The sequence below is a fragment of the Planktotalea sp. genome, from assembly GCF_018607995.1.
Lineage (GTDB): Bacteria > Pseudomonadota > Alphaproteobacteria > Rhodobacterales > Rhodobacteraceae > Planktotalea.
Genome location: NZ_JABBAL010000008.1, coordinates 169644 through 192032, shown reverse-complemented (window position 1 = coordinate 192032; position 22389 = coordinate 169644). Strand labels below are relative to the sequence as shown.

The 22389-nt window shown below is 54.8% G+C and carries 18 protein-coding genes and 1 tRNA gene; 13 read left to right on the top strand and 6 right to left on the bottom strand.

The window, feature by feature from the left end:
- The 6 genes from QZ280_RS03475 to QZ280_RS03450 form a co-directional block, all read left to right on the top strand.
- On the top strand, positions 1–777 hold a 777-nt coding region (locus QZ280_RS03475), incomplete at its 5' end, for an alpha-galactosidase (protein WP_293441122.1).
- Positions 778–874: 97 nt separating this feature from the next.
- Complete coding sequence (locus QZ280_RS03470; protein WP_293441120.1) at positions 875–1639, top strand: SDR family oxidoreductase; 765 nt, start codon at positions 875–877, stop codon at positions 1637–1639.
- Positions 1636–2553 (top strand): 2-dehydro-3-deoxygalactonokinase, encoded by a 918-nt coding sequence (locus QZ280_RS03465; RefSeq protein ID WP_293441118.1) that lies wholly within the window; start codon positions 1636–1638, stop codon positions 2551–2553. Before QZ280_RS03470 ends, QZ280_RS03465 begins: the two co-directional genes overlap by 4 nt.
- 2 nt (positions 2554–2555) lie before the next feature.
- Entirely contained in the window at positions 2556–3164 is a 609-nt protein-coding gene (locus QZ280_RS03460; protein ID WP_293441116.1) for a 2-dehydro-3-deoxy-6-phosphogalactonate aldolase, read from the top strand.
- Entirely contained in the window at positions 3161–3994 is an 834-nt protein-coding gene (locus tag QZ280_RS03455; protein WP_293441114.1) for an SMP-30/gluconolactonase/LRE family protein, read from the top strand. The genes QZ280_RS03460 and QZ280_RS03455 overlap by 4 nt, the downstream gene beginning before the upstream one ends.
- A complete protein-coding gene (locus QZ280_RS03450; RefSeq protein ID WP_293441112.1) occupies positions 3991–5877 on the top strand; it encodes a beta-galactosidase in 1887 nt (628 codons plus the stop codon). The genes QZ280_RS03455 and QZ280_RS03450 overlap by 4 nt, the downstream gene beginning before the upstream one ends.
- 84 nt (positions 5878–5961) lie before the next feature.
- Here the strand turns inward: QZ280_RS03450 and katG are convergent, their stop codons facing one another.
- The gene (gene katG, locus QZ280_RS03445; RefSeq protein ID WP_293441110.1) at positions 5962–8169 is read right to left on the bottom strand and encodes a catalase/peroxidase HPI; all 2208 of its coding nucleotides are present in this window, start codon (positions 8167–8169) and stop codon (positions 5962–5964) included.
- 96 nt (positions 8170–8265) lie between these two features.
- On the opposite strand from katG, the gene QZ280_RS03440 reads away from it, so the two are divergent.
- Positions 8266–9156 (top strand): hydrogen peroxide-inducible genes activator, encoded by an 891-nt coding sequence (locus QZ280_RS03440; protein ID WP_293441108.1) that lies wholly within the window; start codon positions 8266–8268, stop codon positions 9154–9156.
- 187 nt (positions 9157–9343) lie between these two features.
- Here the strand turns inward: QZ280_RS03440 and QZ280_RS03435 are convergent, their stop codons facing one another.
- The 5 genes from QZ280_RS03435 to pdxH form a co-directional block, all read right to left on the bottom strand.
- Positions 9344–13021 carry a vitamin B12-dependent ribonucleotide reductase gene (locus tag QZ280_RS03435; RefSeq protein ID WP_293441106.1) on the bottom strand — a complete coding sequence of 1226 codons (3678 nt, stop codon included), beginning with the start codon at positions 13019–13021 and terminating at the stop codon, positions 9344–9346.
- Positions 13022–13648: 627 nt separating this feature from the next.
- Positions 13649–13725 (bottom strand) — tRNA-Pro (locus QZ280_RS03430).
- A gap of 47 nt (positions 13726–13772) precedes the next feature.
- Entirely contained in the window at positions 13773–14270 is a 498-nt protein-coding gene (locus tag QZ280_RS03425) for a DUF192 domain-containing protein (RefSeq protein WP_293441104.1), read from the bottom strand.
- Positions 14249–14770, bottom strand: coding sequence for a cold shock protein (locus QZ280_RS03420; RefSeq protein WP_293441102.1), 522 nt, complete (start codon positions 14768–14770; stop codon positions 14249–14251). The genes QZ280_RS03425 and QZ280_RS03420 overlap by 22 nt, the downstream gene beginning before the upstream one ends.
- 118 nt (positions 14771–14888) lie before the next feature.
- Positions 14889–15494 carry a pyridoxamine 5'-phosphate oxidase gene (gene pdxH / locus QZ280_RS03415; protein WP_293441100.1) on the bottom strand — a complete coding sequence of 202 codons (606 nt, stop codon included), beginning with the start codon at positions 15492–15494 and terminating at the stop codon, positions 14889–14891.
- Positions 15495–15648: 154 nt separating this feature from the next.
- On the opposite strand from pdxH, the gene fabI reads away from it, so the two are divergent.
- The 6 genes from fabI to trpE are packed head-to-tail and all read left to right on the top strand — an operon-like array spanning position 15649 to position 22236.
- Complete coding sequence (gene fabI / locus QZ280_RS03410) at positions 15649–16455, top strand: enoyl-ACP reductase FabI (protein ID WP_293441098.1); 807 nt, start codon at positions 15649–15651, stop codon at positions 16453–16455.
- Positions 16456–16462: 7 nt separating this feature from the next.
- Positions 16463–17065: a LysE family translocator gene (locus QZ280_RS03405; RefSeq protein ID WP_293441096.1), complete on the top strand. Its 603-nt coding sequence runs from the start codon at positions 16463–16465 to the stop codon at positions 17063–17065.
- A 23-nt stretch (positions 17066–17088) separates the two neighbouring features.
- On the top strand, positions 17089–17607 hold the full coding sequence (gpt, locus tag QZ280_RS03400; RefSeq protein ID WP_293441094.1) for a xanthine phosphoribosyltransferase: 519 nt from the start codon (positions 17089–17091) through the stop codon (positions 17605–17607).
- Positions 17608–17610: 3 nt separating this feature from the next.
- Positions 17611–18810, top strand: a complete 1200-nt coding sequence (locus QZ280_RS03395) for an aminotransferase (protein ID WP_293441093.1) — start codon at positions 17611–17613, stop codon at positions 18808–18810.
- Positions 18811–18864: 54 nt separating this feature from the next.
- On the top strand, positions 18865–20712 hold the full coding sequence (locus QZ280_RS03390; protein WP_293441092.1) for a SurA N-terminal domain-containing protein: 1848 nt from the start codon (positions 18865–18867) through the stop codon (positions 20710–20712).
- Between the two features lie 12 nt (positions 20713–20724).
- Positions 20725–22236, top strand: coding sequence for an anthranilate synthase component I (trpE, locus tag QZ280_RS03385; protein ID WP_293441090.1), 1512 nt, complete (start codon positions 20725–20727; stop codon positions 22234–22236).
- Positions 22237–22389: the final 153 nt, after the last annotated feature.

The following is a 22389-nucleotide window of genomic DNA, read 5'->3' as shown; positions in this document are numbered from 1 at the left end:
TACATCAAATGGGACCACAACCGCGTTCTGCCTGCACCCGACGCGGCACAAACACATGGCTCTTATGCACTGATTGATCGCCTGCGCGCGAATTTTCCAATGGTCGAAATTGAAAGTTGCGCGTCTGGTGGTGGTCGTATCGACTTTGGCATCTTGAGCCGCACACAGCGCGTTTGGCTTTCGGATTCTAACGATGCACTCGAACGCCTGCGCATGCAGCATGACGCGGCCCTCTTTTTGCCGCTCAATGTCACTGGCTCGCATGTTGGCCCACGGCATTGTCATACCTCTGGCCGCGTGATCGATATTTCCATGCGCGCATGGGTCGCCGCGCAACGCCATATGGGCTTCGAGATGGATCCGCGCGAATTGAGCGACCATGAGACAACCGTCCTGAAAGACGTCACAGCGTGGTGGAAACACAATCGCACATGGATGGAACGCGCAGATATCCTACGCCTCGACAGCGCTGATCCAGCGATCATAGCAGAACAACAAATCGCAGAAGACGACACGCAATTTGTGGTCTTCGCAGGCAAAACAGCCACCTCTGTCCAAATCGCGCCGCGCCCGTTGCGCCTCACGCGCCTTGATCCATTGGCACGCTATGAGATCATCCTGCGCAATCGCATTACCGCACCCGCCCTTTCACGTGGCGCGTCGATCCTCAAGAACGAAAACATCACCGTGTCTGGTAACTATCTCATGCATCAAGGCCTCACTCTACCTTGGGACTTTCCCGACACAATGTGGGTCATCGAAGGTAAAAAAATCTGATGCTTCCTATCTTTCAAAACATCCAACTAAATTTGTGTGGCGGAGGCACTGATTGTTCTGGCAAAATCGTCCACCCCCACCACAAGGAGCCCCGCTCATGACGGCACAGTTCAGCGAACTTAAAGACACCTCTGTCTATATCACAGGCGGCGGCAATGGCATCGGTGCAGCCCTCACCGAAGGCTTTCTTAAGCAAGGTGCGCGCGTGGCTATCGTGGGCCGATCGGACGCCACAGATTTCTGTGATGAGATGGAGAAACAATACGCAAATCGACCCCATTTCATGCAATGCGACATCACTGATATCGCCCGTCTCAAAGCAACGATGGATGAGGCGGCAGAGCGCCACGGCCCCGTCACAACCCTGATCAATAATGCGGCGAACGACAAACGCCATCCAACCAGCGATATCGACGAAGAGTTCTATAACTGGATGATGGATATCAACTTCAAAGCCTATGTCTTTGCGTGCCAGCACGCAGCGCCGATGATGGCGGCGGCGGGCGGTGGCTCGATTATCAACTTTACCTCAATTTCCTATATGATGGGAAATGCGGGCTATCCGCTTTACACGGCGGCGAACTCTGCGATCAACGGCCTCACACGCTCGCTCGCGCGGGAATTTGGGCCTGACAAGATCCGCGTCAACGCGCTCGCCCCTGGTTGGGTTTTAACGCAAAAACAAAAGGATATGTGGGTGACCGAAGATGGACTTGCTGCACACCTAGCGCGTCAGTGCCTCGATGCCCCCCTCGCGCCTGAAGACATTGTTGGCGGCACTTTGTTCCTTGCTTCCGATCTCAGTCGCGCGATGACGGGCCAATCTTTGGTGATTGATGGCGGCGTTGTGGTGACCGGATGAGCCTGCACACTCAGACATTGCCTGACTGGATCGCCGTCGATTGGGGCACCTCCAATCTACGCATCTTTGCGATGACTGCTGAGGGCGCAGTACTGGATGAAGTGCGATCGGATCAAGGCATGTCTTTGCTGAGCCCAGAAGAGTTTGAGCCTGTCCTACGAAACCTGATCAACGAGTGGACCCTGCCGACCCCCTGCACCGTGATCGCTTGCGGCATGGTCGGATCACGTCAGGGCTGGCAGGAAGCACCCTATAGGACTGTCCCTTGCGCAGCGCAATCCAGTTCACCGGTGATTGCAAATTGCCAAGGCGATGACCTGAACGTTTGGCTGGTCGCAGGCATCAAACAAGCCACACCTGCGGATGTCATGCGCGGCGAAGAAACCCAAATCGCAGGATTTCTGCACCTAAACCCAGACTGGGATGGTGTCATATGTCTCCCCGGCACACATTCAAAATGGGTCCATGTCAGCGCGGGCGAGATTGTAAGCTTTCGCACCTTCATGACCGGAGAATTGTTTGATGTAATCAGCACGGGCACGGTCCTTCGGCACTCGCTTGGCGGTGAAGATCTCAACGGCGCAACCTTCGCAACAGCGGTGTCAGATACCCTCTCGCGCCCTGAAAAATTCGCAGCTAATCTGTTTTCATTGCGCGCAGCCGATCTGCTGGCAGGCCAAAAACCCGCAGTAGCGCGCGCGCAGCTGTCCGGCTCTTTGATAGGTTTGGAACTGGCTGCGGCAAAGCCCTATTGGCTTGGCCAGAACGTGGCGCTTGTTGGCGCAAACCGCCTCACCGCGCTCTATGAAAGCGCATTGAAAGAGCAATGCATTCCTGTTTTGATCACCGATGCAGCACCTGCCACCCTTGCAGGCCTCAGCGCGACCTACAAAGCACTAAACAGAAAGACCTAAGTATGAGCCGTCCCCTCATCGCCATTTTGCGCGGCGTGAATCCCATTGAAGCAAAAGACATCGCAGCAGTCCTCATCGAGGCGGGCATCACGCGTATCGAAGTTCCGATGAATTCGCCTAGCCCGCTCAAGTCTATCGAGGCAATGGCCAAGGCCTATGGGGACGATGCTCAAATTGGGGCGGGCACAGTGATTACCGTCGAGACCGTGCTCGATGTCGCCAAAGCGGGGGGCAAATTGATTGTTTCACCGAATGCAGACCCAGAAGTGATTGTTGCCACAAAGCTCGCGGGTCTTGATAGTTTTCCAGGCGTGATGACCCCGACGGAATGTTTCGCAGCCCTTGGTGCCGGTGCAGACGGTCTCAAAATTTTTCCAGCCTCCCTACTCGGGCTTGATGGATTGAGAGCGATCCGCGCAGTTCTTCCAATTGGCACGCAGGTCTACGCCGTCGGCGGCGCGGATCATACGAATTTCGCAGAATGGATCGGGGCCAGCGCAAATGGCTTTGGCATCGGCTCCGCCCTTTATAAGCCCGGCTTCACGCCCGCAGAGGTCGCCACGCGCGCTAAAGCGATGGTGCAAGCCTATGACAAGGCCAAACTAGGATGATTTTCGACGACCGCCCCTGTTCTCTCGGCGAGGGGCCTTTGTGGCACCCAGCGCGAGGTGAACTTTTCTGGTTCGATATCAATGCACGCACCCTACACAGCAAGGCGCAAAGCTGGACCTTCGATCTAAGCGTCTCTGCTGCAGGGTGGATTGATGACGCGAGACTTTTGATCGCTTCGGAAATTGGCCTACACCGCTTTGATATCGCCTCTGGCATGCTTAGCGAGCCAATTGTTGCAATAGAAAACTACGATAACACCACGCGCTCCAACGATGGGCGCGCAGATCCTTGGGGCGGCTTTTGGATCGGCACGATGGGCTTTAACGCAGAACCGGCCGCAGGGGCGATCTATCGCTTTTTTCGCGGTGAAGTCCGCGAGCTAGTGTCAGATGTGACAATCTCCAACGCGATTTGCTTTAGCCCCGATCGCGCATACGCGCACTACACCGATACGGCAACCAAGCAAATCATGCGCGCGCCGCTCGATCCCGAGACAGGCTGGCCGAATGGCGCGGCGCAGATCTGGCTTGACCTAAACGAGGCCGATCTCTCCCCCGATGGCGCGATTATTGATGCGGATGGCAACTTTTGTGTCGCCCTTTGGGGTGCGGGTTGCGTTAACACTTATACGCAAGACGGCACGTTGCTTGCCAGCCACCCCGTCGCGGGTAAGCACGCCACTTGCCCCGCCTTTGGCGGTGCCTATCTGAGCGACCTCTACGTGACGTCCGCCACTGAAGGCATCGACGGACCCCTTGGCAAAAACGGCATGATCTTCTGCCTTAAAGGCATTGGGCGCGGGCAAAAAGAACATCAGGTGATCCTATGAAACGTGTACTTGGCGTGTGCTATTATCCCGAGCACTGGGAGGAAGATCGCTGGGCAATCGACGCCGCGCAGATGGTCGAGGCAGGCCTCAAATGGGTGCGCATTGGCGAATTTGCGTGGTCCCGATTGGAGCCAGGCCCCGGAGATTTACACCTCGACTGGCTCGCGCGCGCTATCGATGTGTTGGGGGAAGCGGGATTGCAGGTGATCATCGGCACGCCCACCGCGACACCACCACGCTGGATGCTCAACAAACACCCCGACATGCTCGCCGTGGAGGCCGAAGGTAATGCGCGCGGCTTTGGCTCGCGCCGCCACTATTGCTTCTCTCATGAAGGCTACAAAAATGAATGTCGCCGCATCACCGAAATCCTCGCGCAACGCTTCGGTAAAAATCCCCATGTCAAAGCATGGCAAACTGACAATGAATATGGCTGCCATGAGACAACGGTCAGCTATTCAGCGGCGGCAACCCGCGCTTTTCAGGACTGGTGTGCGCAAACCTATCAAAGCATGGATGCGCTGAACCGCGCGTGGGGCAATATCTTTTGGTCGATGGAGTATGACAGCTTCGATCAGATCGCGCTCCCAAACCTCACGGTGACAGAACCAAACCCCGCGCATGTACTGGCGTTCCGGCGGTTCTCCTCCAATCAGGTCGTGCGTTTCAACCGCGTTCAAGCTAATATCTTGCGCCAACACACAAATGCGCCGCTCATCCACAATTACATGGGCCGCGTAACCGATTTCGATCACTATGCGGTCGGCGCGGACCTCGATATCGCCTCATGGGACAGCTATCCAATTGGGTTCCTGTCAGATCGTCTCGAAGCAACAGAAGACCACAAAGCCCGCTACTTACGACAAGGCGATCCAGACATGCAGGCGTTTCACCATGACCTCTATCGCGCGGTCGGAAAAGGTCGCTGGTGGGTGATGGAACAACAGCCGGGGCCGGTAAACTGGGCACCCTACAACCCTGCTCCCTTGCCCGGCATGGCGCGCCTTTGGGCTTGGGAAGCCTTTGCACATGGCGCAGAAGCCGTGCTCTATTTCCGCTGGCGTCAAGCGCCTTTCGCGCAGGAACAAATGCACGCGGGCCTTTTACGCCCAGATGCGAAACCCACCCCCGCACTTGCTGAAGCCTGCCAGGTCGCTAGCGAACTTGCCGAGTGGCCTGAAGTCGGAACCGCCAATTCACGCGCCGCACTGATCTTTGATTACGCCTCGTGCTGGGCATGGGAGGCACAGCCTCAAGGCGCGGACTTCGACATGTTCCGTCTCGCGTTTGAGACTTATCGCGCCGCACGCAAACTTGGCCTGTCACTGGATATCGTCGCACCGGACACCGACCTCAGTGGATACGATATGGTCCTTGCACCGGGTCTATTGGAAACTCCGCAAACGCTAGAGAATTTCGCAGGCACGGCCCTTATCGGCCCGCGTACGGGCAGCAAAACCACTGATCTCAGCATCCCCTTGCCCATGGGACCAAATATCAAAGGTTTGGATTGCACCGTCGCTCGCGTTGAAAGCCTCCCACCTTCTGCACGAATCGAGCTAGAAAACGGTGGTGCATTCCTGCATTGGTTTGAAGAGTTAGACGGCAATGCCGAAACAACGCTCACAACCAAGTCCGGCGCAGCGGCCATGATGCGCGCAGACAAGCTGCACTACATGGCAGGCTGGCCTGATGCTGAAACATATGTAGACATTTTGGAAATGATTACAAAAAAAGCAGAGATCGAAACCACCCGCCTCCCTGACGGTCTGCGAAGACGCGATACCGACACGCACCGCTTCTGGTTCAACTATGCACCCGATCCAATCACATTCGAAAATCGCACGATACAACCCGCAGATATCAAAATAGAAAAACTATAGTCTTCCTATTTCCACAAATATTCTAGGGGGTTTGGGAGCTAGTCCTCCAGACGATCGGAGCGGCCAAAGCCGCTCCGAAACCATTCAAGCCAGATCAAACCGATCGGCGTTCATCACTTGCGTCCAAGCCGCAACAAAATCGGAGACAAACTTCGTCCCTGCATCAGCACTCGCATAGACTTCAGCCAAAGCGCGCAGCTCAGAATTGGAGCCAAACACAAGATCAACACGCGTACCGGTCCACTTTTTCGCGCCGGTCTTGCGATCTTTGCCCTGGAAGACATCTTCGTCGCCAGAGACAGGAGCCCAAACCGTGCCCATATCCAAGAGGTTCACGAAGAAATCATTGCTCAACTGACCCGCATTCTGCGTCAGCACACCATGATTGGAGCCATCAAAATTCGCTCCCATCGCGCGCATACCACCAACTAAAACCGTCATTTGCGGCGCTGTCAGCCCCAAGAGCTGCGCCTTATCAACCAACAACTCCTCCGCAGACACAGTGTATCGTGCACCTGCATAGTTGCGGAACCCATCGGCTTGCGGCTCTAGCACATCTTGCTGCTCATGATCCGTTTGCTCCGCGCTCGCGTCCATGCGACCGGGAGTGAACGGCACTTCGACAGAGTGACCAGCATCCTTTGCAGCTTTCTCGACACCAACACTGCCCGCAAGCACGATCAAATCAGCCAGCGAGACCTTCTTGTTGCCCTTGCTGTTGAACGTCGCTTGAACACCTTCTAGCGCGCTCAAGACCTTGGCCAGTTGCGCAGGATTGTTCGCTTCCCAATCCTTCATTGGAGCCAAACGCACACGCGCACCATTGGCACCGCCGCGCTTGTCAGAGCCACGGAATGTGGACGCCGACGCCCAAGCAGCCAAAACCATCTCTTGTACAGACAGACCCGTCGTTATGATATCGCTTTTGAGTGCAGACACGTCTCTCGCATCTACCAAAGGATGATCCACAGCTGGAATCGGATCCTGCCAATCATAATCTTCGCTAGGTGCTAGATCACCCAAATACAAAGTCTTAGGCCCCATATCGCGGTGCGTTAGCTTGAACCAAGCACGCGCGAAAGCATCCGCGAACTCTTCTGGGTTCTCATGGTAATGCCGCGAGATCTTCTCGTACGCCGAATCCATACGCATGGCCATATCGGCCGTAGTCATCATGATCGGAACCTTTTTGCCAGAGCCATCTATCTCTGGCGCGTGGTTTTCTTCCGCAAGATTAAGAGCATGCCAAATCTGCGCACCCGCAGGCGACTTTGTCAGCGCCCACTCATAGCCAAAGAGCACATCGAAATAATCGTTGTCCCACTGGGTCGGGTTCGGTGTCCATGCGCCCTCGATGCCGGAGGTCGTTGTGTCAACGCCCACGCCACTCTTGTGATCGTTCATCCAGCCAAGGCCTTGTAGATGCATCGCGGCACCTTCTGGCTCCGCACCCACCAGTGCCGGATCACCCGCACCATGCGCTTTGCCGAAAGTGTGACCACCCGCAACCAAAGCAACCGTGTCTTCGTCGTTCATCCCCATGCGGCCAAACGTATCGCGAATATCAAAACCCGATGCTACAGGATCAGGATTGCCATCTGGACCCTCCGGGTTCACATAGATCAGACCCATTTGAACGGCCGCCAACGGATCTTCTAAAGAACGCTCACCAGAATAGCGGCTGTTCTCGCCGCCACTGACTTCCAGCCATTCAGCTTCTGCACCCCAATAGATGTCCTGCTCCGGCTCCCACACATCCGCGCGACCGCCTGCGAACCCTGCGGTCTTGCCACCCATAGATTCAATTGCAACGTTGCCCGCAAGGATCATCAGGTCCGCCCAAGACAGGTTCGCACCATATTTTTGTTTGATCGGCCAAAGAAGACGGCGCGCCTTGTCCAAATTGCCGTTGTCAGGCCAGCTGTTCAGCGGTGCAAAGCGCTGCGTGCCAGAGGTCGCACCACCGCGACCATCGCCTGTGCGGTATGTGCCCGCACTGTGCCATGCCATCCGAATGAAGAATGGGCCGTAGTGTCCGTAATCTGCTGGCCACCAATCCTGACTGTCCGTCATCAAAGCCGTGAGATCTGCGCGCACGGCATCCAGATCCAGCGCTTTGAACGCCTCAGCATAGTCAAACCCCTCACCCATCGGGTCGGACTTGTTGGACTGCTGGCTGAGAATGCGCAGGTTGAGTTGCTCTGGCCACCAATCTTTGTTGGAGCGTGTGTCAGATTTTGCAGCATGCATGACAGGGCATTTGCCCGCCTGATTGACGTTATTGCCGTCCATAGTACCGATCTCCTGATGAATGATTCCTCCAAACCGTACCAGAGCCAAATAATAGTTTACATTTGCATTTTTTGATATCTTCGATAATTAAAAGCTATGGCAGGACTTACCTTAAAACAGCTTCGATATTTTGACGCCGTCGCGCGCGCAGGCCACTTTGGGCGCGCTGCTGCAATATGTTCGATCTCGCAGCCTGCGATCTCGGTCCAAATCAAAGAAATGGAACAAACGCTCGGCATCGCCCTGTTTGAACGCGGTGCCCGCGTTGTGCGGCTAACCGCAGCAGGTGAGGATTTGATCCAACGCGCACGCTCTATTCTTGGGGCCGTGGAAGAGCTGAGCGATGTCGCACGCGCCTCTGGCAGACAAGCGCTGGCGCGTTTACGGCTTGGTATCATCCCGACTATTGCGCCTTATCTGCTACCCGCGATCATGGGGGCATTAGGCGCGCAACATCCCAACCTAGATCTCCATGTGCGCGAAACGCTGACGCCTAAGCTGCTGAACGAACTCTCGGACGGCAAGATTGACGCTGCGATCCTCGCTTTGCCTACGTCAGAGCCAAGCCTGCAAGAGACCCTTCTCTTTGACGAAGATTTCGTACTTGTGCGACCCGCGCAAGATGAAGGCAAACCCGTACCTAATGGGGAGGCTTTGCGCAAAATGCGCTTGCTTTTGCTTGAGGAAGGCCATTGTTTTCGCGACCAAACCTTGGCGTTTTGTAACACAGGCGCAAGCGTGCCGCGCGATGGGCTAGATGGCAGTTCGTTCACTACCTTGGTGCAAATGGTCAGCGCCGGGATTGGCGTGACATTGATCCCGCAAATGGCAATCGCGGTGGAAACCCCTGCTGCCAATGTGAGTGTCGCCCGCTTTGCGAAACCTCGCCCGTCCCGCCAAATCGGAATGATCTGGCGTAAACGCAATCCACTAGCGGACCAACTGACACGCGTCGCTGAAGTGATCAAATCAGCGACGGTAAGGTAGCACCCTGTAAAGGCAAAAAAATGGGGTGCCAAAAGGCCCCCCAGTTTCACAAATTTAAGCTCATCATTATCCACCGCTCGGATTATTTTTTGCCGACGGCCTGATTTGCGTCAGAGACCCCCGGAAGAGCCTCGTGACTAATTTTTGAATGTGCGAATTTTAAGGAAATTCGCACACTCCATCGCGTTTAGCTACAGCCGGATGTCCCGCCGCAGGTGTTGCACTTCATGCACGTTCCATTGCGCACAAGCGTGTAGTTGCCGCATTCACCGCAAGGATCGCCCTCATAACCCTGCATCTTCGCTTTCGTGCGTTGATCCAAGCCTGCCGCTGTGCCCACTGCCATCGTATTTGTTGAGGTAGGCATCGCAACTGCAACGCTCACTTCGGGCACCAAGGTTTGCAATGCTGCGACTGAATCAGAGGTTCCGCTGAGCGCTACAGCGCCTGCCTGTCCGCCCTGAAGCACCACCAACTCTTGTGGCAAACGCTTGCGCAAATACCCAGTTGAGCTAATCTGTTTTAGCACTTCCAAAGAGTTATTTGCTGCCGTGTCGCTAAGCTCGGACACGTTGCTCACGCCCTCTTCTGCGCCGCGACCTAGATCGTCGAAAGACGCGCCCGCAGGTTTCACATGTGCAAGGTCCGTGCGATCCAAATAGCTAACCGCCAACTCGCGGAAGATATAGTCAAGGATCGAGGTCGCATTCTTGATACTGTCGTTCCCTTGAACCATGCCCGCTGGCTCGAACTTGGTGAAGGTGAAGGCATCCACGAACTCTTCCAGCGGCACGCCGTACTGAAGGCCCACGGACACTGCGATGGCGAAGTTGTTCATCATCGCACGGAACCCTGCGCCCTCTTTGTGCATGTCGATAAAGATTTCGCCAAGCTGGCCATCCTCATATTCGCCTGTGCGTAGATAGACCTTGTGACCGCCTACGACTGCCTTTTGCGTATAGCCTTTGCGGCGCTCCGGCATCTTTTCACGGTGTGATTTGACGATCTCTTTGACGATCACCTTCTCGACGATTTTCTCTGCAATAACAGCAGCCTTCTCGGCGATATTACCGCTTTCCAGCACGTCCATCGCGTCGTCATCGTCTTCGACCAGCGCAGCGGCCAATGGCTGGCTCAGCTTAGAGCCATCACGATACAAAGCGTTGGCTTTGACTCCCAAGGACCAGCTGAGTTCGTAGGCTTTTTGGCAGTCCTCGATTGTCGCATCATTCGGCATGTTGATCGTCTTGGAGATCGCGCCAGAGATGAACGATTGCGCCGCAGCCATCATGTGAATGTGGCTATCAACAGACAAGAAACGCTTACCCTTCTTGCCACAGGGGTTGGCACAATCAAAGATGCTCAGATGCTCTTCTTTGAGGTAAGGCGCGCCTTCCAAAGTCATCGTGCCGCAGACATGATCGTTTGCCGCGTCGATATCTGCTTTGCAATAGCCAAGGTGGCTGAGCAGGTTGAACGTCGGATCATTCAGCTTTTCGCCTGGGATGCCAAGAACGCCTGTGCAGAACTCTTCACCCAGCGTCCACTGGTTGAAGACAAAGCGGATGTCGAAGGCGGATGCAAGCGATGCATCGATCTTCGCCAATTCATTCGCGCCAAAGCCGTGACCGATCAGCGATGTGTGGTTGATGCCGGGCGCATTGCCGATGGAAGCATGACCAACCGCGTAGCTGACAATCTCTTCGATCTGGGCAGAGCCGTAGCCGAGGTTCTCAAGTGCCGCTGGTACGGACTGGTTGATGATCTTGAAATAACCACCGCCAGCAAGCTTCTTGAATTTGACCAGCGCAAAGTCAGGCTCGATCCCCGTCGTATCACAATCCATGACCAGACCAATCGTGCCCGTCGGCGCAATCACAGAAACCTGCGCGTTGCGGTAGCCGTGCGTCTCACCCAGCTCCAACGCGTTATCCCAAGAGGCCATCGCCAGCTTGGTCAGGTCCTGATCAGGGCAGTTTGCCAGATCAAGCGCAACCGGTTTGATGTCGAGCGTCTCGTAGCCCTCAGTTGCGCCGTAGGCCGCGTTGCGGTGATTGCGTATGACACGCAGCATGTGGCCCGCGTTCTTCTCGTAACCCGCGAATGCGCCCAGCTCGCCCGCCATTTCAGCGGAGGTCGCGTAGGACACGCCCGTCATCACAGCGGTCAAAGCACCGCAAAACGCGCGGCCCTCATCGCTATCGTAAGAATGACCCATGTTCATCAACAAGCCACCGATGTTGGCATAGCCAAGACCCAGTGTACGGAAATCAAACGAGCGCTGCGCGATCTCTTTCGATGGGAACTGCGCCATCATTACGGAGATTTCGAGCGTAACAGTCCACAAACGTGTCGCGTGCACATACTCGTCCGCTTGAAATTTGCTGTCCTTGTAGAACTTCAGCAAGTTCATCGACGCAAGGTTACAGGCCGTGTCGTCGAGGAACATATACTCGGAGCAGGGGTTGGAACCGCGAATTTCGCCATCCTCGGGGCACGTGTGCCATGCGTTAACCGTGTCGTGATACTGGATGCCCGGATCAGCGCAAGCCCATGCGGCGTGACCAATGTCTTCCCACAAATCGCGTGCTTTAATCGTCTTTGCGACTGTGCCGTCTGTGCGTCGGATGAGTTCCCAATCGCTATCTGCTTCAACTGCTTTGAGGAAACTGTCGGTGACGCGCACAGAGTTGTTAGAGTTTTGACCAGACACGGATGCGTAGGCCTCACTGTCCCAATCTGTGTCATATGTCGGAAACTCAATGGAAGAGTAACCCTGCTTGGCGTAATCAAGAACGCGCTTCACATAGGTCTCGGGGATCGAGGTTTTCTTTGCGCCGCGAATAGCGTCTTTCAACTGGCTGTTTTTCTTCGGATCAACAGCATCCTCGGAGGAGCCATCCCAAGCGCGGATCGCTTTGAAGATCTCATTGAGGTGCTGTTCGTGCATCTTGGAGCCGGCAACGATGGACGCAACTTTCTGCTCTTCCTTCACCTTCCAATTGATGAACTCTTGAACATCAGGGTGGTCCGCATCGCAGATCACCATTTTCGCCGCACGGCGCGTCGTGCCGCCGGATTTGATCGCACCAGCTGCGCGGTCACCAATTTTCAGGAAACCCATCAGGCCGGAGGACTTGCCCCCACCTGAGAGCTGCTCACCGTCGGCACGTAGGGAGGAGAAGTTCGTGCCAGTGCCGGAGCCGTATTTGAACAAACGTGCTTCGCGAACCCAAAGATCCATGATGCCGCCATCGCCAACCAGATCGTCAGAGACGGATTGGATAAAGCAGGCATGTGGTTGCGGGTGCTCGTAGGAGGACTTGGACTTCGTCAAAACACCCGTCTGATAATCCACATAGTGGTGGCCTTGTGCGGGACCATCGATACCATAAGCCCAATGCAGACCCGTATTGAACCATTGTGGTGAATTTGGTGCTGCGCGTTGCGTTGCTAGCATGTAACGCATTTCGTCATAATAGGCCTGAGCGTCGGCCTCAGTTGAGAAGTAACCACCTTTCCAGCCCCAATATGTCCACGCCCCTGCGAGACGATCAAAGACTTGCTTGGAGGAATTTTCACCAGAAAATCCGTCGTTATCCTTCGCAGGCTCAGAGCGCCAAAGAAACGCGGGAACGCCTTTTTCTTTCACTTGCTTTATCTTGTTGGGAACGCCCGCTTTACGGAAGTATTTCTGGGCGATCACGTCAGAGGCGACCTGCGACCAGCTGTCGGGCACTTCGACATCATCAAGCTTGAACACGATGGAACCATCTGGGTTTCGGATCTCAGAGACAGTTGTGACGAAATCGAGTGAGGCGTATGCGTCTTCGCCTGCTTTAGTAAAATGTCTGCTAATCTTCATGTTTCGAGCCTTCCCATTACTCAAAAGTACTATTGCCTGCGCCTGCGCGCCTGTTTGCGAGACTTAGGTCCAAACTCCGCTGTTCGCGTCGCTTGAACAAACGCCAACGACGTCACCAACGCCCCAAACAGGACGCAGCAAAGAATATCGAACTAGAGAGCCTACACCACTATATCTTGTGGCTTTCCTGCCTCGCCTCCACAATCTGGCGTATTTTCCCATCTGTGGTCAATGTAATTTTTTACGTTTTTGTGATGTTTTTTGCGTTGACCTTAGGCACAGATTTGGGGGGCGATACCGACGCGGATGATTCAGGGGAATGTTTGCACAAGGTGCTGTTAATTTTCGCGGCCCTTAAAAATCTAGGTTTGCGGCAGGCTTAGCTATCTGAGTTCACTCAACACACGAAGAGTCCCTAACGAGCCGTTAATCAATTTTGGCTAGTCGATAAATTTTTGACGACTTCGGAAAGTTGTTACAAGTTGGCAATGATGTCACATCAATTTGCGTTAGATTTCCAAATGACCACAACGGCTAGTGGTGGCGGTGCTCGAAAATCTACATTTAGTGCATGAACAAGGAAAACAGCCAGCCTTGAGGCTTAATACTGCAAGTTAAGTATTGAAGTGGTCGGGACGGCAAGATTCGAACTTGCGACCTACGGTACCCAAAACCGTCGCGCTACCAGGCTGCGCTACGCCCCGACTAAAGCGCTACTTAGCGATGTCCTATGCGCTTGAAAAGCCCAAAATTACTCTTTGCACAGAATTACTGGTGAACCCTCTGACAAGCTCGGATGCTGCAGGGCGTCGCCCACCTCAAACCCATAGATCGCGCTCAGTCCCCCATTGATTTCGAGAACCGCAAAAACTCCGCCTCCTCCCGAAATCGGAGTGAGATCGTGAGGAATCGCGTTTTCGTGAATATGTAGAATCCGCCCAGTTTTATCCGTGAATATCATATCGAGCGGAATCAGCGTGTTTTTCATCCAAAATGCCACAGGTTGCGGCCTCTCGAAGATAAACAACATGCCAGCAGAGCGCGCCATGCTATCGCGGTGCATCAAACCTTGACCACGCTCAACAGGATCATCCGCCAGTTCAATGCTAAAACGCGCCTCACCAAAATCGCCTTTGATCAGAACACGGTCAATCGCGCAGTCTTGTTTCGCGCTGAGTTGCGACGCCCACAGCGTAAGCGCCAGAGCACCAAAAAAATCCTTAAGGTCTACTGAATTGCTGCTTCCCACGCGCTTACCTCGATTGTCGTTAGGCCGCGTTTACCGTCGATCACGCGGAGTGCCAACGCCTCCCCCGGTGCCAAATCGGTCAAGCCGGAACGGCGCAGCACCTCAACATGCACGAAGATATCAGCGTCGGATCCGAAAACGTTGGCAAAACCAAAGCCCTTGCCTTTATCGAACCACTTCACGCGTGCGGGTTGTAGCACGACTTGATCAAGCTGATCGAGATCGAAATCTTCCAGATCCGGCAACACAAGGAGATCCGCGTGAAGCGGTGGCTCGATCGAAAGAACCTCTACCGCCTGACAACCACGATCCGTTTCTTGAGTCAAAATTTCGATCACAGCACCGTCCGCGACGGAATTTTGACCAAAGCGGCGTAAGACATTTGCATGCAGCAGAATGTCGGAGCCACCTTCCTCTGAGACAACGAACCCAAAGCCTTTTGCAGAATCAAACCATTTGACGGCACCTCGAACGGTTCGGGCTGTCTCTTCGATATTCATATCTTGGTACCAATTTGGATTAGTTCATTCCGATCACATTTGATAAAATAGAGCACAAATTAGCAAGGAGATTAAGTTATTTTAAAACAATTATTTACCATTTTACGTCACATGAAATTTACGGGTTTAGGCGCGAGACATCCCAAGCGGAATCAACTGTCGATCGCTGCCAAACAAACCGGTCATGCAGTCGAAATGCACCATCCGCCCAAAACTCGATCTCGACTGGGGTGATGCGATATCCACCCCAATACGGTGGCCGCTTAGGCGATGGACCGTGCCGCGCTGTTACTTTCGCCACTTCCGCCATCAAAGCGGGCCGACCGCTCAGGGGTCGGGATTGTTGGCTAGCCCACGCGCCAAGGCGACTTTTGAGTGAGCGTGAGGCGTAATAAGCGTCCGCTTGCGGGCCTTCTTCTTTGCTCACAAGACCGCGCACACGAATCTGACGACGCAGCGATTTCCAATGCATCACAAAGGCCGCCTTGCCGCCACTATCAAGTTCTGTTGCTTTGGCGCTCTCGTAGTTGGTGTAAAAAACGAACGCCGCCTCTTCCACTTCCTTCAACAAGACCATGCGCACGTTTGGCAGCCCGTCCGTATCAACCGTGCTGAGCGCGATTGCATTGGGGTCATTCAGCTCGATCTCTTGAGCCGCCGCCAACCATTTTTTTGCGATCGCAAACGGATCGTCGCCCGTAAAAATACCGCTTCTATCTGACATGAAATTCGACCTCCTCGATTGCCTATCTGCAGTCGTTAACTAGCGCTTAAGTCAAGTAATCAAAGCAAACAAGGCTGACCGAAGGTCCTATTGCTTGATGCCTTCGGGTCATTGCCCTAAAGACAATTCAACACTTAAAACGGGAGCGATCAGAATGTCCAACGCACTTATGGCCGGAAAACGCGGTCTGATCATGGGCTTAGCCAATGACAAATCCATCGCATGGGGCATCGCCAAAGCTTGTGCAAGCGCAGGTGCAGAGCTCGCATTTTCTTATCAGGGCGATGCGTTAAAAAAGCGTGTTGACCCACTTGCGGCGCAACTTGGGAGCGATTTCGTCGTACCATGTGATGTAGGCAGCGAAGAATCGATGGATGAATTGTTCGCAGAAATCGAGAAGCGCTGGGGCACGTTTGATTTCGTGGTGCATGCCATCGGATTTTCCGACAAGAACGAGCTGCGCGGCCGTTACGTCGACACCTCGCGCGACAACTTTACGATGACCATGGATATCTCCGTCTATTCGTTCACCACCATCATGCAGCGCGCAGAGAAACTGATGAACGAAGGTGGCAGCGCGATCACGCTTACCTATTATGGCGCAGAACGGATCATGCCGCATTATAACGTTATGGGTGTTGCAAAGGCCGCTTTGGAAGCCTCCGTGCGGTATTTGGCAGAAGACCTCGGCAAAGACGGTATTCGCGTCAACGCTATTTCTGCGGGTCCTATAAAAACGCTCGCAGCCTCCGGCATCGGTGATTTTCGCTATATTATGAAGTGGAACGAGTACAACAGCCCGCTGCGTCGCAATGTGACCACCGAAGACGTGGGCAAGTCCGCGCTCTATCTTCTGAGCGATCTGGGATCTGGCGTCACAGGCGAAACCCATCACGTGGATGCTGGCTATCATGTTGTTGGTATGAAAGCAGTCGACGCGCCGGATATGTCCAAGGACTAAGCCCCGCATGGAAACGGCCCATCTCATCGCATTTAACCTGACCTTGCTGGCAGCCATCGCCAGCCCGGGTCCCGCGATGTTGTATTTCATCCGCACCACATTGGCGAGCGGACGGATGGCAGGGCTTTACACAGTTTGGGGCCTTGGCGTGATGGCCGCGACATGGACCGCGCTGGCTTTCATGGGGCTTGATGCGATCTTCGTAGTGTTCCCTTGGGCCTTCGTCGCGCTAAAAACCATTGGCGCGCTGTATCTGCTCTGGATCTCCTACCAGACTTGGAAACATGCTTCTGCACCGATGGGCGACGCACCCACCCCGCCTCTGCGCGCGTTCTTTGGCGGTGTACTGGTCAATCTGGGCAATCCCAAGTCTGTGCTCTTTGCGGGTGCTGTAATCATGGTGATCTTCCCACAAGGGATGGCACTCGCTGACAAGGCCTTGGTCGTTGCCAATCATCTGGTGATCGAATTGCTGTGCGGCAGCGCGCTTGTCCTTTCCTTTTCCACCAAACACGTCAGTGCGGGTTATCTGCGCGCCAAACCTATCCTTGATCGAATCGCGGCTTCTGTTTTGGGCTTTTTGGGTCTAAAGCTGATGCTCAGCCGCTAAACATTCCACCGGAGACTGCCGCAATGACTGAACGTTTGCCACATGAAAAAGGGTTTCACGTAAGCTGGGACCAGCTACACCGCGATGCGCGCGCGCTGGCGTGGCGTTTGGATGGCAAAGGGCCGGATGACGGCGCGTGGAAAGCTGTTGTTGCAATCACACGCGGCGGCATGGCCCCCGCGATGATTGTTGCGCGCGAGCTTGATATTCGCGCAGTTGATACGATTGCTGTTGTCTCCTATCACTCTGGTGGCGGGGCCGCGACGGAGCGGCGCGAAGCTAGGGTCTTAAAGGCCCCAGATGCGGAATTGATGGGCGACGGCACTGGTATTTTGATCATCGACGATCTGGTCGATAGCGGTAAAACACTAGAACTCGTCCGCTCACTTTACCCGAACGCCCATTACGCTTGTGTCTACGCCAAACCTTCGGGTGAGCCGCAGACAGATACGTTCATCACAGGTGTTTCGCAGGATACCTGGATTTTCTTCCCGTGGGACATGGCCCTGCAATATGTGCAGCCCTACCGCGGGCAAGATTAAACTATGGGTTCGGCGACAGAATACACATTTGCCCCCCCCGTTATGGAGGCACGGCGCTGGCTGGAAGGGGTCACCTTTCCTGCAGATCGCCCGTTGATCAACGTCAGCCAAGCAGCCCCAGTTGATCTGCCGCCTTTACAAATGCGCACCGCGATGGCGGATATCATCGTGAATGAACCCCAAGCACATCTTTATGGCCCAGTTATGGGACTACCTGAGTTGCGCACAGAAGTTGCGATGCAGTGGAGCGCTGCCTATGGCGCATCTTTGAAAGAAAAAAATATCGCGATTACGTCCGGCTGCAATCAAGCTTTCGCTGCCGCCATCAGCGCAATTGCGCAAAGTGGCGATGAGGTGCTCTTGCCCGCGCCCTGGTACTTCAATCATAAAATGTGGCTGGATATGGCGGGTGTCACAGCGCGCGCGATCCCAACCGATGCGCATCTTTTACCAGATCCCAAGACTACCCGCGCGCTTATCACCGAACGCACCCGCGCGATTTCGCTGGTAACGCCAAACAATCCTGCGGGTGTTGAGTATCCGCCAGAGCTAGTCCTCGCATTTTTCAAGCTAGCGCAAGAGACGGGCATCAAGCTGATCGTCGACGAAACCTACCGCGACTTTCATAGCCAAACGGGCGCACCGCATGGGCTGTTTCAACAAGCGGATTGGGATCAAACGCTGTTTCATCTTTACTCGTTCTCCAAAGCGTTCCGTTTAACAGGGCATCGCGTCGGTGCGCTTATTTCATCGCCAGAGTTGCTGTCGGAGGCCGAGAAATTCCTCGACACCGTTGCGATTTGCCCGAGTCAGATCGGACAGTTTTCAGCACTTTGGGGATTGCAGAACCTCACAGAGTGGCTTGCAGGGGAGCGGTTGGAAATCCTAGCGCGACGCGCAGCGATTGAAGCTGAAATGCCAGCACTTGCAGCCAAAGGCTGGACGCTAAAAGGGTGTGGCGCATATTTTGCCTACCTTGAACATCCGTTTGAGATGGCGTCCGACGTTCTGGCCCAAAAGCTCGTAGATGAAGCCAGTATTCTCGCCCTGCCCGGCACCATGTTCATGCCTGAAAATGATGTAGCAGGCCAACAGCATCTGCGCTTCGCTTTTGCGAATGTTGATGCCAAAGGCATCGCCGAATTGTTCACACGTTTGAAAGCCCTTCGCTTCTCGCTTGCTCCGCCCCGCGCAGGCAAGTAAACTTTCGCAAACGCCGCATCTAAAGCGGCTGATAGCTATAGGGTTAAACGCATCATGGCCGGACGTGGAAACGCACTTTCAAAGACATTCATCTGGATTTTGCTGGCGCTCTTGATTGTCGGTTTGGCAGGCTTCGGGGCAACGAATTTGGGCGGCAATATCCGCTCTGTCGGGGCTGTTGGGGATAAAACGATCTCGGTCGAGCTCTATTCACGCACCTTGCGAGAAGATCTCCGCGCAATCTCTGCGCAAGCGGGTCAGAATGTTCCTTTCTCGACCGCGCAGGCCTTAGGTGTCGATCGCCAAGCTCTAGCGCGTGTAGTCACAATTCGTGCGCTCGATCATGAAACCGCAGAGCTTGGTCTGTCCGTCGGTGACGCACAGTTGCAACAACAGATCCTTAGCATGTCCGCGTTTCAGGGAATAAACGGCCAGTTTGACCGCGAAGCTTATCGTTTCACGCTTGAAAACGCGGGTCTGAGCGAAGCAGAATTCGAAGAAACCCTGCGCGAAGAAGCAGCACGCACACTGGTGCAGGGCGCGATTCTGTCAGGCAATACTGTGCCAGACACCTATGCTGACACGCTGGTTGCCTACATTGGCGAGCGTCGCAACGCGACTGTGGCACGGTTGAAACCCGAAGATTTGGCAACGCCTGTTGCTGAGCCGACAGAGGCGCAATTGCAGACTTACTACGATGAAAACATTGACGCATACACCCTGCCAGAGACCAAGCAGATCACCTACGCTTGGCTCTCCCCCGACATGATCGCAGACACGGTTGAGGTGGATGAAGCTATGCTGCAAAGCGCATACGACGAGCGTGCTAGCGAATTCAACAAGCCGGAGCGCCGTTTGATCGAACGCCTAGTATACGGCGACGTTGAAACCGCGAGTGCGGCGAAAGCGCAGCTTGAAGCGGGCGGCACCACCCTTGAAACGTTGGTTGAAAATCGTGGCCTTGCATTGGCAGACATCTATCTTGGTGATTTGGATCAAGGCGCGCTTGGCGCGGCGGGTGAAGCTATTTTTGCGGCTGAAACCGGCGACGTTGTCGGACCTTTGCCGAGTGACCTTGGCCCTGCCCTGTTCCGCATCAACGGCATTCTGGCCGCGCAAGAGACCTCCTTCGAAGACGCGCGCGCACAATTGCGCGATGAGCTGGCCGCAGATCGTGCCCGCCGCGTGGTCGAGGCACAGATCAATGATATCGACGATCTGCTCGCAGGTGGCGCAACGCTTGAGGATCTTGCAAAAGAAACCGATATGGAGTTGGGTAATATCGGTTGGAGTAGCGAAGCAGAAGACGGGATTGCTGCATATGAAGCCTTCCGCGAAGGTGCGCAGGCAATCACGGTTGATGACTTCCCAAAGATCGAAGTGCTTGAAGATGGTGGCATTTTCGCGATGCGCCTTGATGAAGTGCTCGCACCACGTCCGCAGCCTTTGGCTGAAATTACTGAACGCGTCAGCGCAGGTTGGCGCACGCAGGCCACGCTTGAAACGCTGCGCGCAGAGGCAGAAGCTTTGCTGCCCCAAATCACCGCAGACAGCGATTTCGCAGATGTTGATCTTGAGGCTGACACCCTGACCGAAGTAACGCGCACAGGGTTCGTGGCCGGCATACCACCCACTGCGATCCTCGCGCTGTTTGAGGCTGAAAAAGGCGTGAGCGTGATGGTTGACGATGTCACGGACGTGTTGATTGTACGCCTTGATGATGTGCTCGCTGCTGATGAAGACAGCGACGATATCCAAGCCCTGCGCACGCAGCTAAACAATCAAGCCGCCACAGCGGTCGCGCAGGATCTCTTTGAAGCTTACGCCACTGACATCCAGCAACGTGCAGGCATTCAGCTTGATCAAAATGCGCTCAATGCGGTGCATGCCAACTTCAATTAAAGGGTAACGCCCATGGCGCTGGTCCCCTCCTTTGACGATTTTGCCAAAGCCTATGACGCTGGCAAAAATCAGGTTGTTTTCAAGCGGCTTGCAGCTGATTTAGACACCCCAGTGTCTTTGATGCTTAAGCTAACGGGCGCGCAAAACGATGCATTCGTGCTCGAATCTGTGACGGGTGGCGAAATCAGGGGTCGCTATTCGATCATCGGAATGAAACCGGATCTGATTTGGCGTTCTCAGGGGGCGACGTCTTCGCTCAACCGTATGGCGCGCTATGATAGCGAAGCGTTTGAACCACAAACGCTACCGCCGCTGGATGCTTTGCGCGTGCTGATCGCAGAAAGCCATATCGATCTGCCAGACGACCTGCCCCAAGCCAGTGCAGGTCTGTTTGGCTATCTTGGCTACGACATGATCCGCCATGTGGAACACCTGCCCAATGTAAACCCCGATGTGCTTGGGGTGCCGGATGCGATCATGCTGCGCCCTTCCGTGGTGGCGGTGCTGGATGGCGTTAAAGGGGAAGTCACTGTCGTCAGCCCTGCATGGGTCAGCGACGGTCAATCCGCGCGTGCCGCTTATGCGCAGGCGGCGGAACGAGTGATGGACGCGGTGCGCGATCTCGAACGCCCCATGCCCGCCGCAACCCGCGATCTGGGGCAAGCCGAAGACGCGCCAGAGCCAGTAAGCAACTTCACGCGAGAGGGTTACAAAGACGCAGTTGAGCAGGCCAGGAAATATATCAAGGCGGGTGACATCTTTCAAGTTGTCCCCTCCCAACGCTGGTGTCAGGACTTCAAACAACCACCTTTCGCACTTTATCGTTCCTTAAGACGAACGAACCCCTCGCCGTTCATGTTCTACTTCAATTTCGGTGCTTTTCAGGTGATCGGTGCATCACCCGAAATTCTCGTGCGCGTGTTCGGCAAAGAGGTAACGATCCGCCCCATTGCAGGCACCCGCAAGCGCGGTGCGACGCCAGAAGAAGACAACGCTTTGGAAGCGGATTTGTTGGCCGATCAAAAGGAGCTGGCCGAACATTTGATGCTGCTTGATCTGGGTCGCAATGATGTGGGCAAGGTCGCCAAAATCGGCACCGTGCGCCCCACAGAAGAATTCATCGTGGAACGGTATTCCCACGTCATGCATATCGTGTCCAACGTGGTGGGCGAATTGCACGAAGACCAAGACGCACTCAGCGCATTTTTTGCAGGCATGCCCGCAGGCACCGTGTCTGGTGCGCCGAAGGTGCGCGCGATGGAGATCATTGACGAGCTAGAGCCGGAAAAGCGCGGCGTATACGGTGGCGGTTGCGGTTACTTTTCTGCGGGCGGGGATATGGACATGTGTATCGCCCTGCGCACGGCAGTGGTGAAGGACGAAAAGCTCTACATCCAAGCGGGTGGTGGCGTCGTCTATGACAGCGATCCAGAGGCCGAATATATGGAGACAGTTCACAAATCCGGCGCGATCCGTAAGGCTGCTAAGGATGCGAGCCGCTTTACGGGGAACGGCAACCACTAACTCGCTCGCGTGCCCCCCTATGCACGCACATAGATTTCGCTAAGCTATCCTCATTTATCAATGAGGACTTCCCCGTGCGTTCATTGTCACTCGCTTTGATTGCCGCCTTGTCCGCGCCCCTACCCGTCCTTGCTGCTCCGACGCAGGACGAGT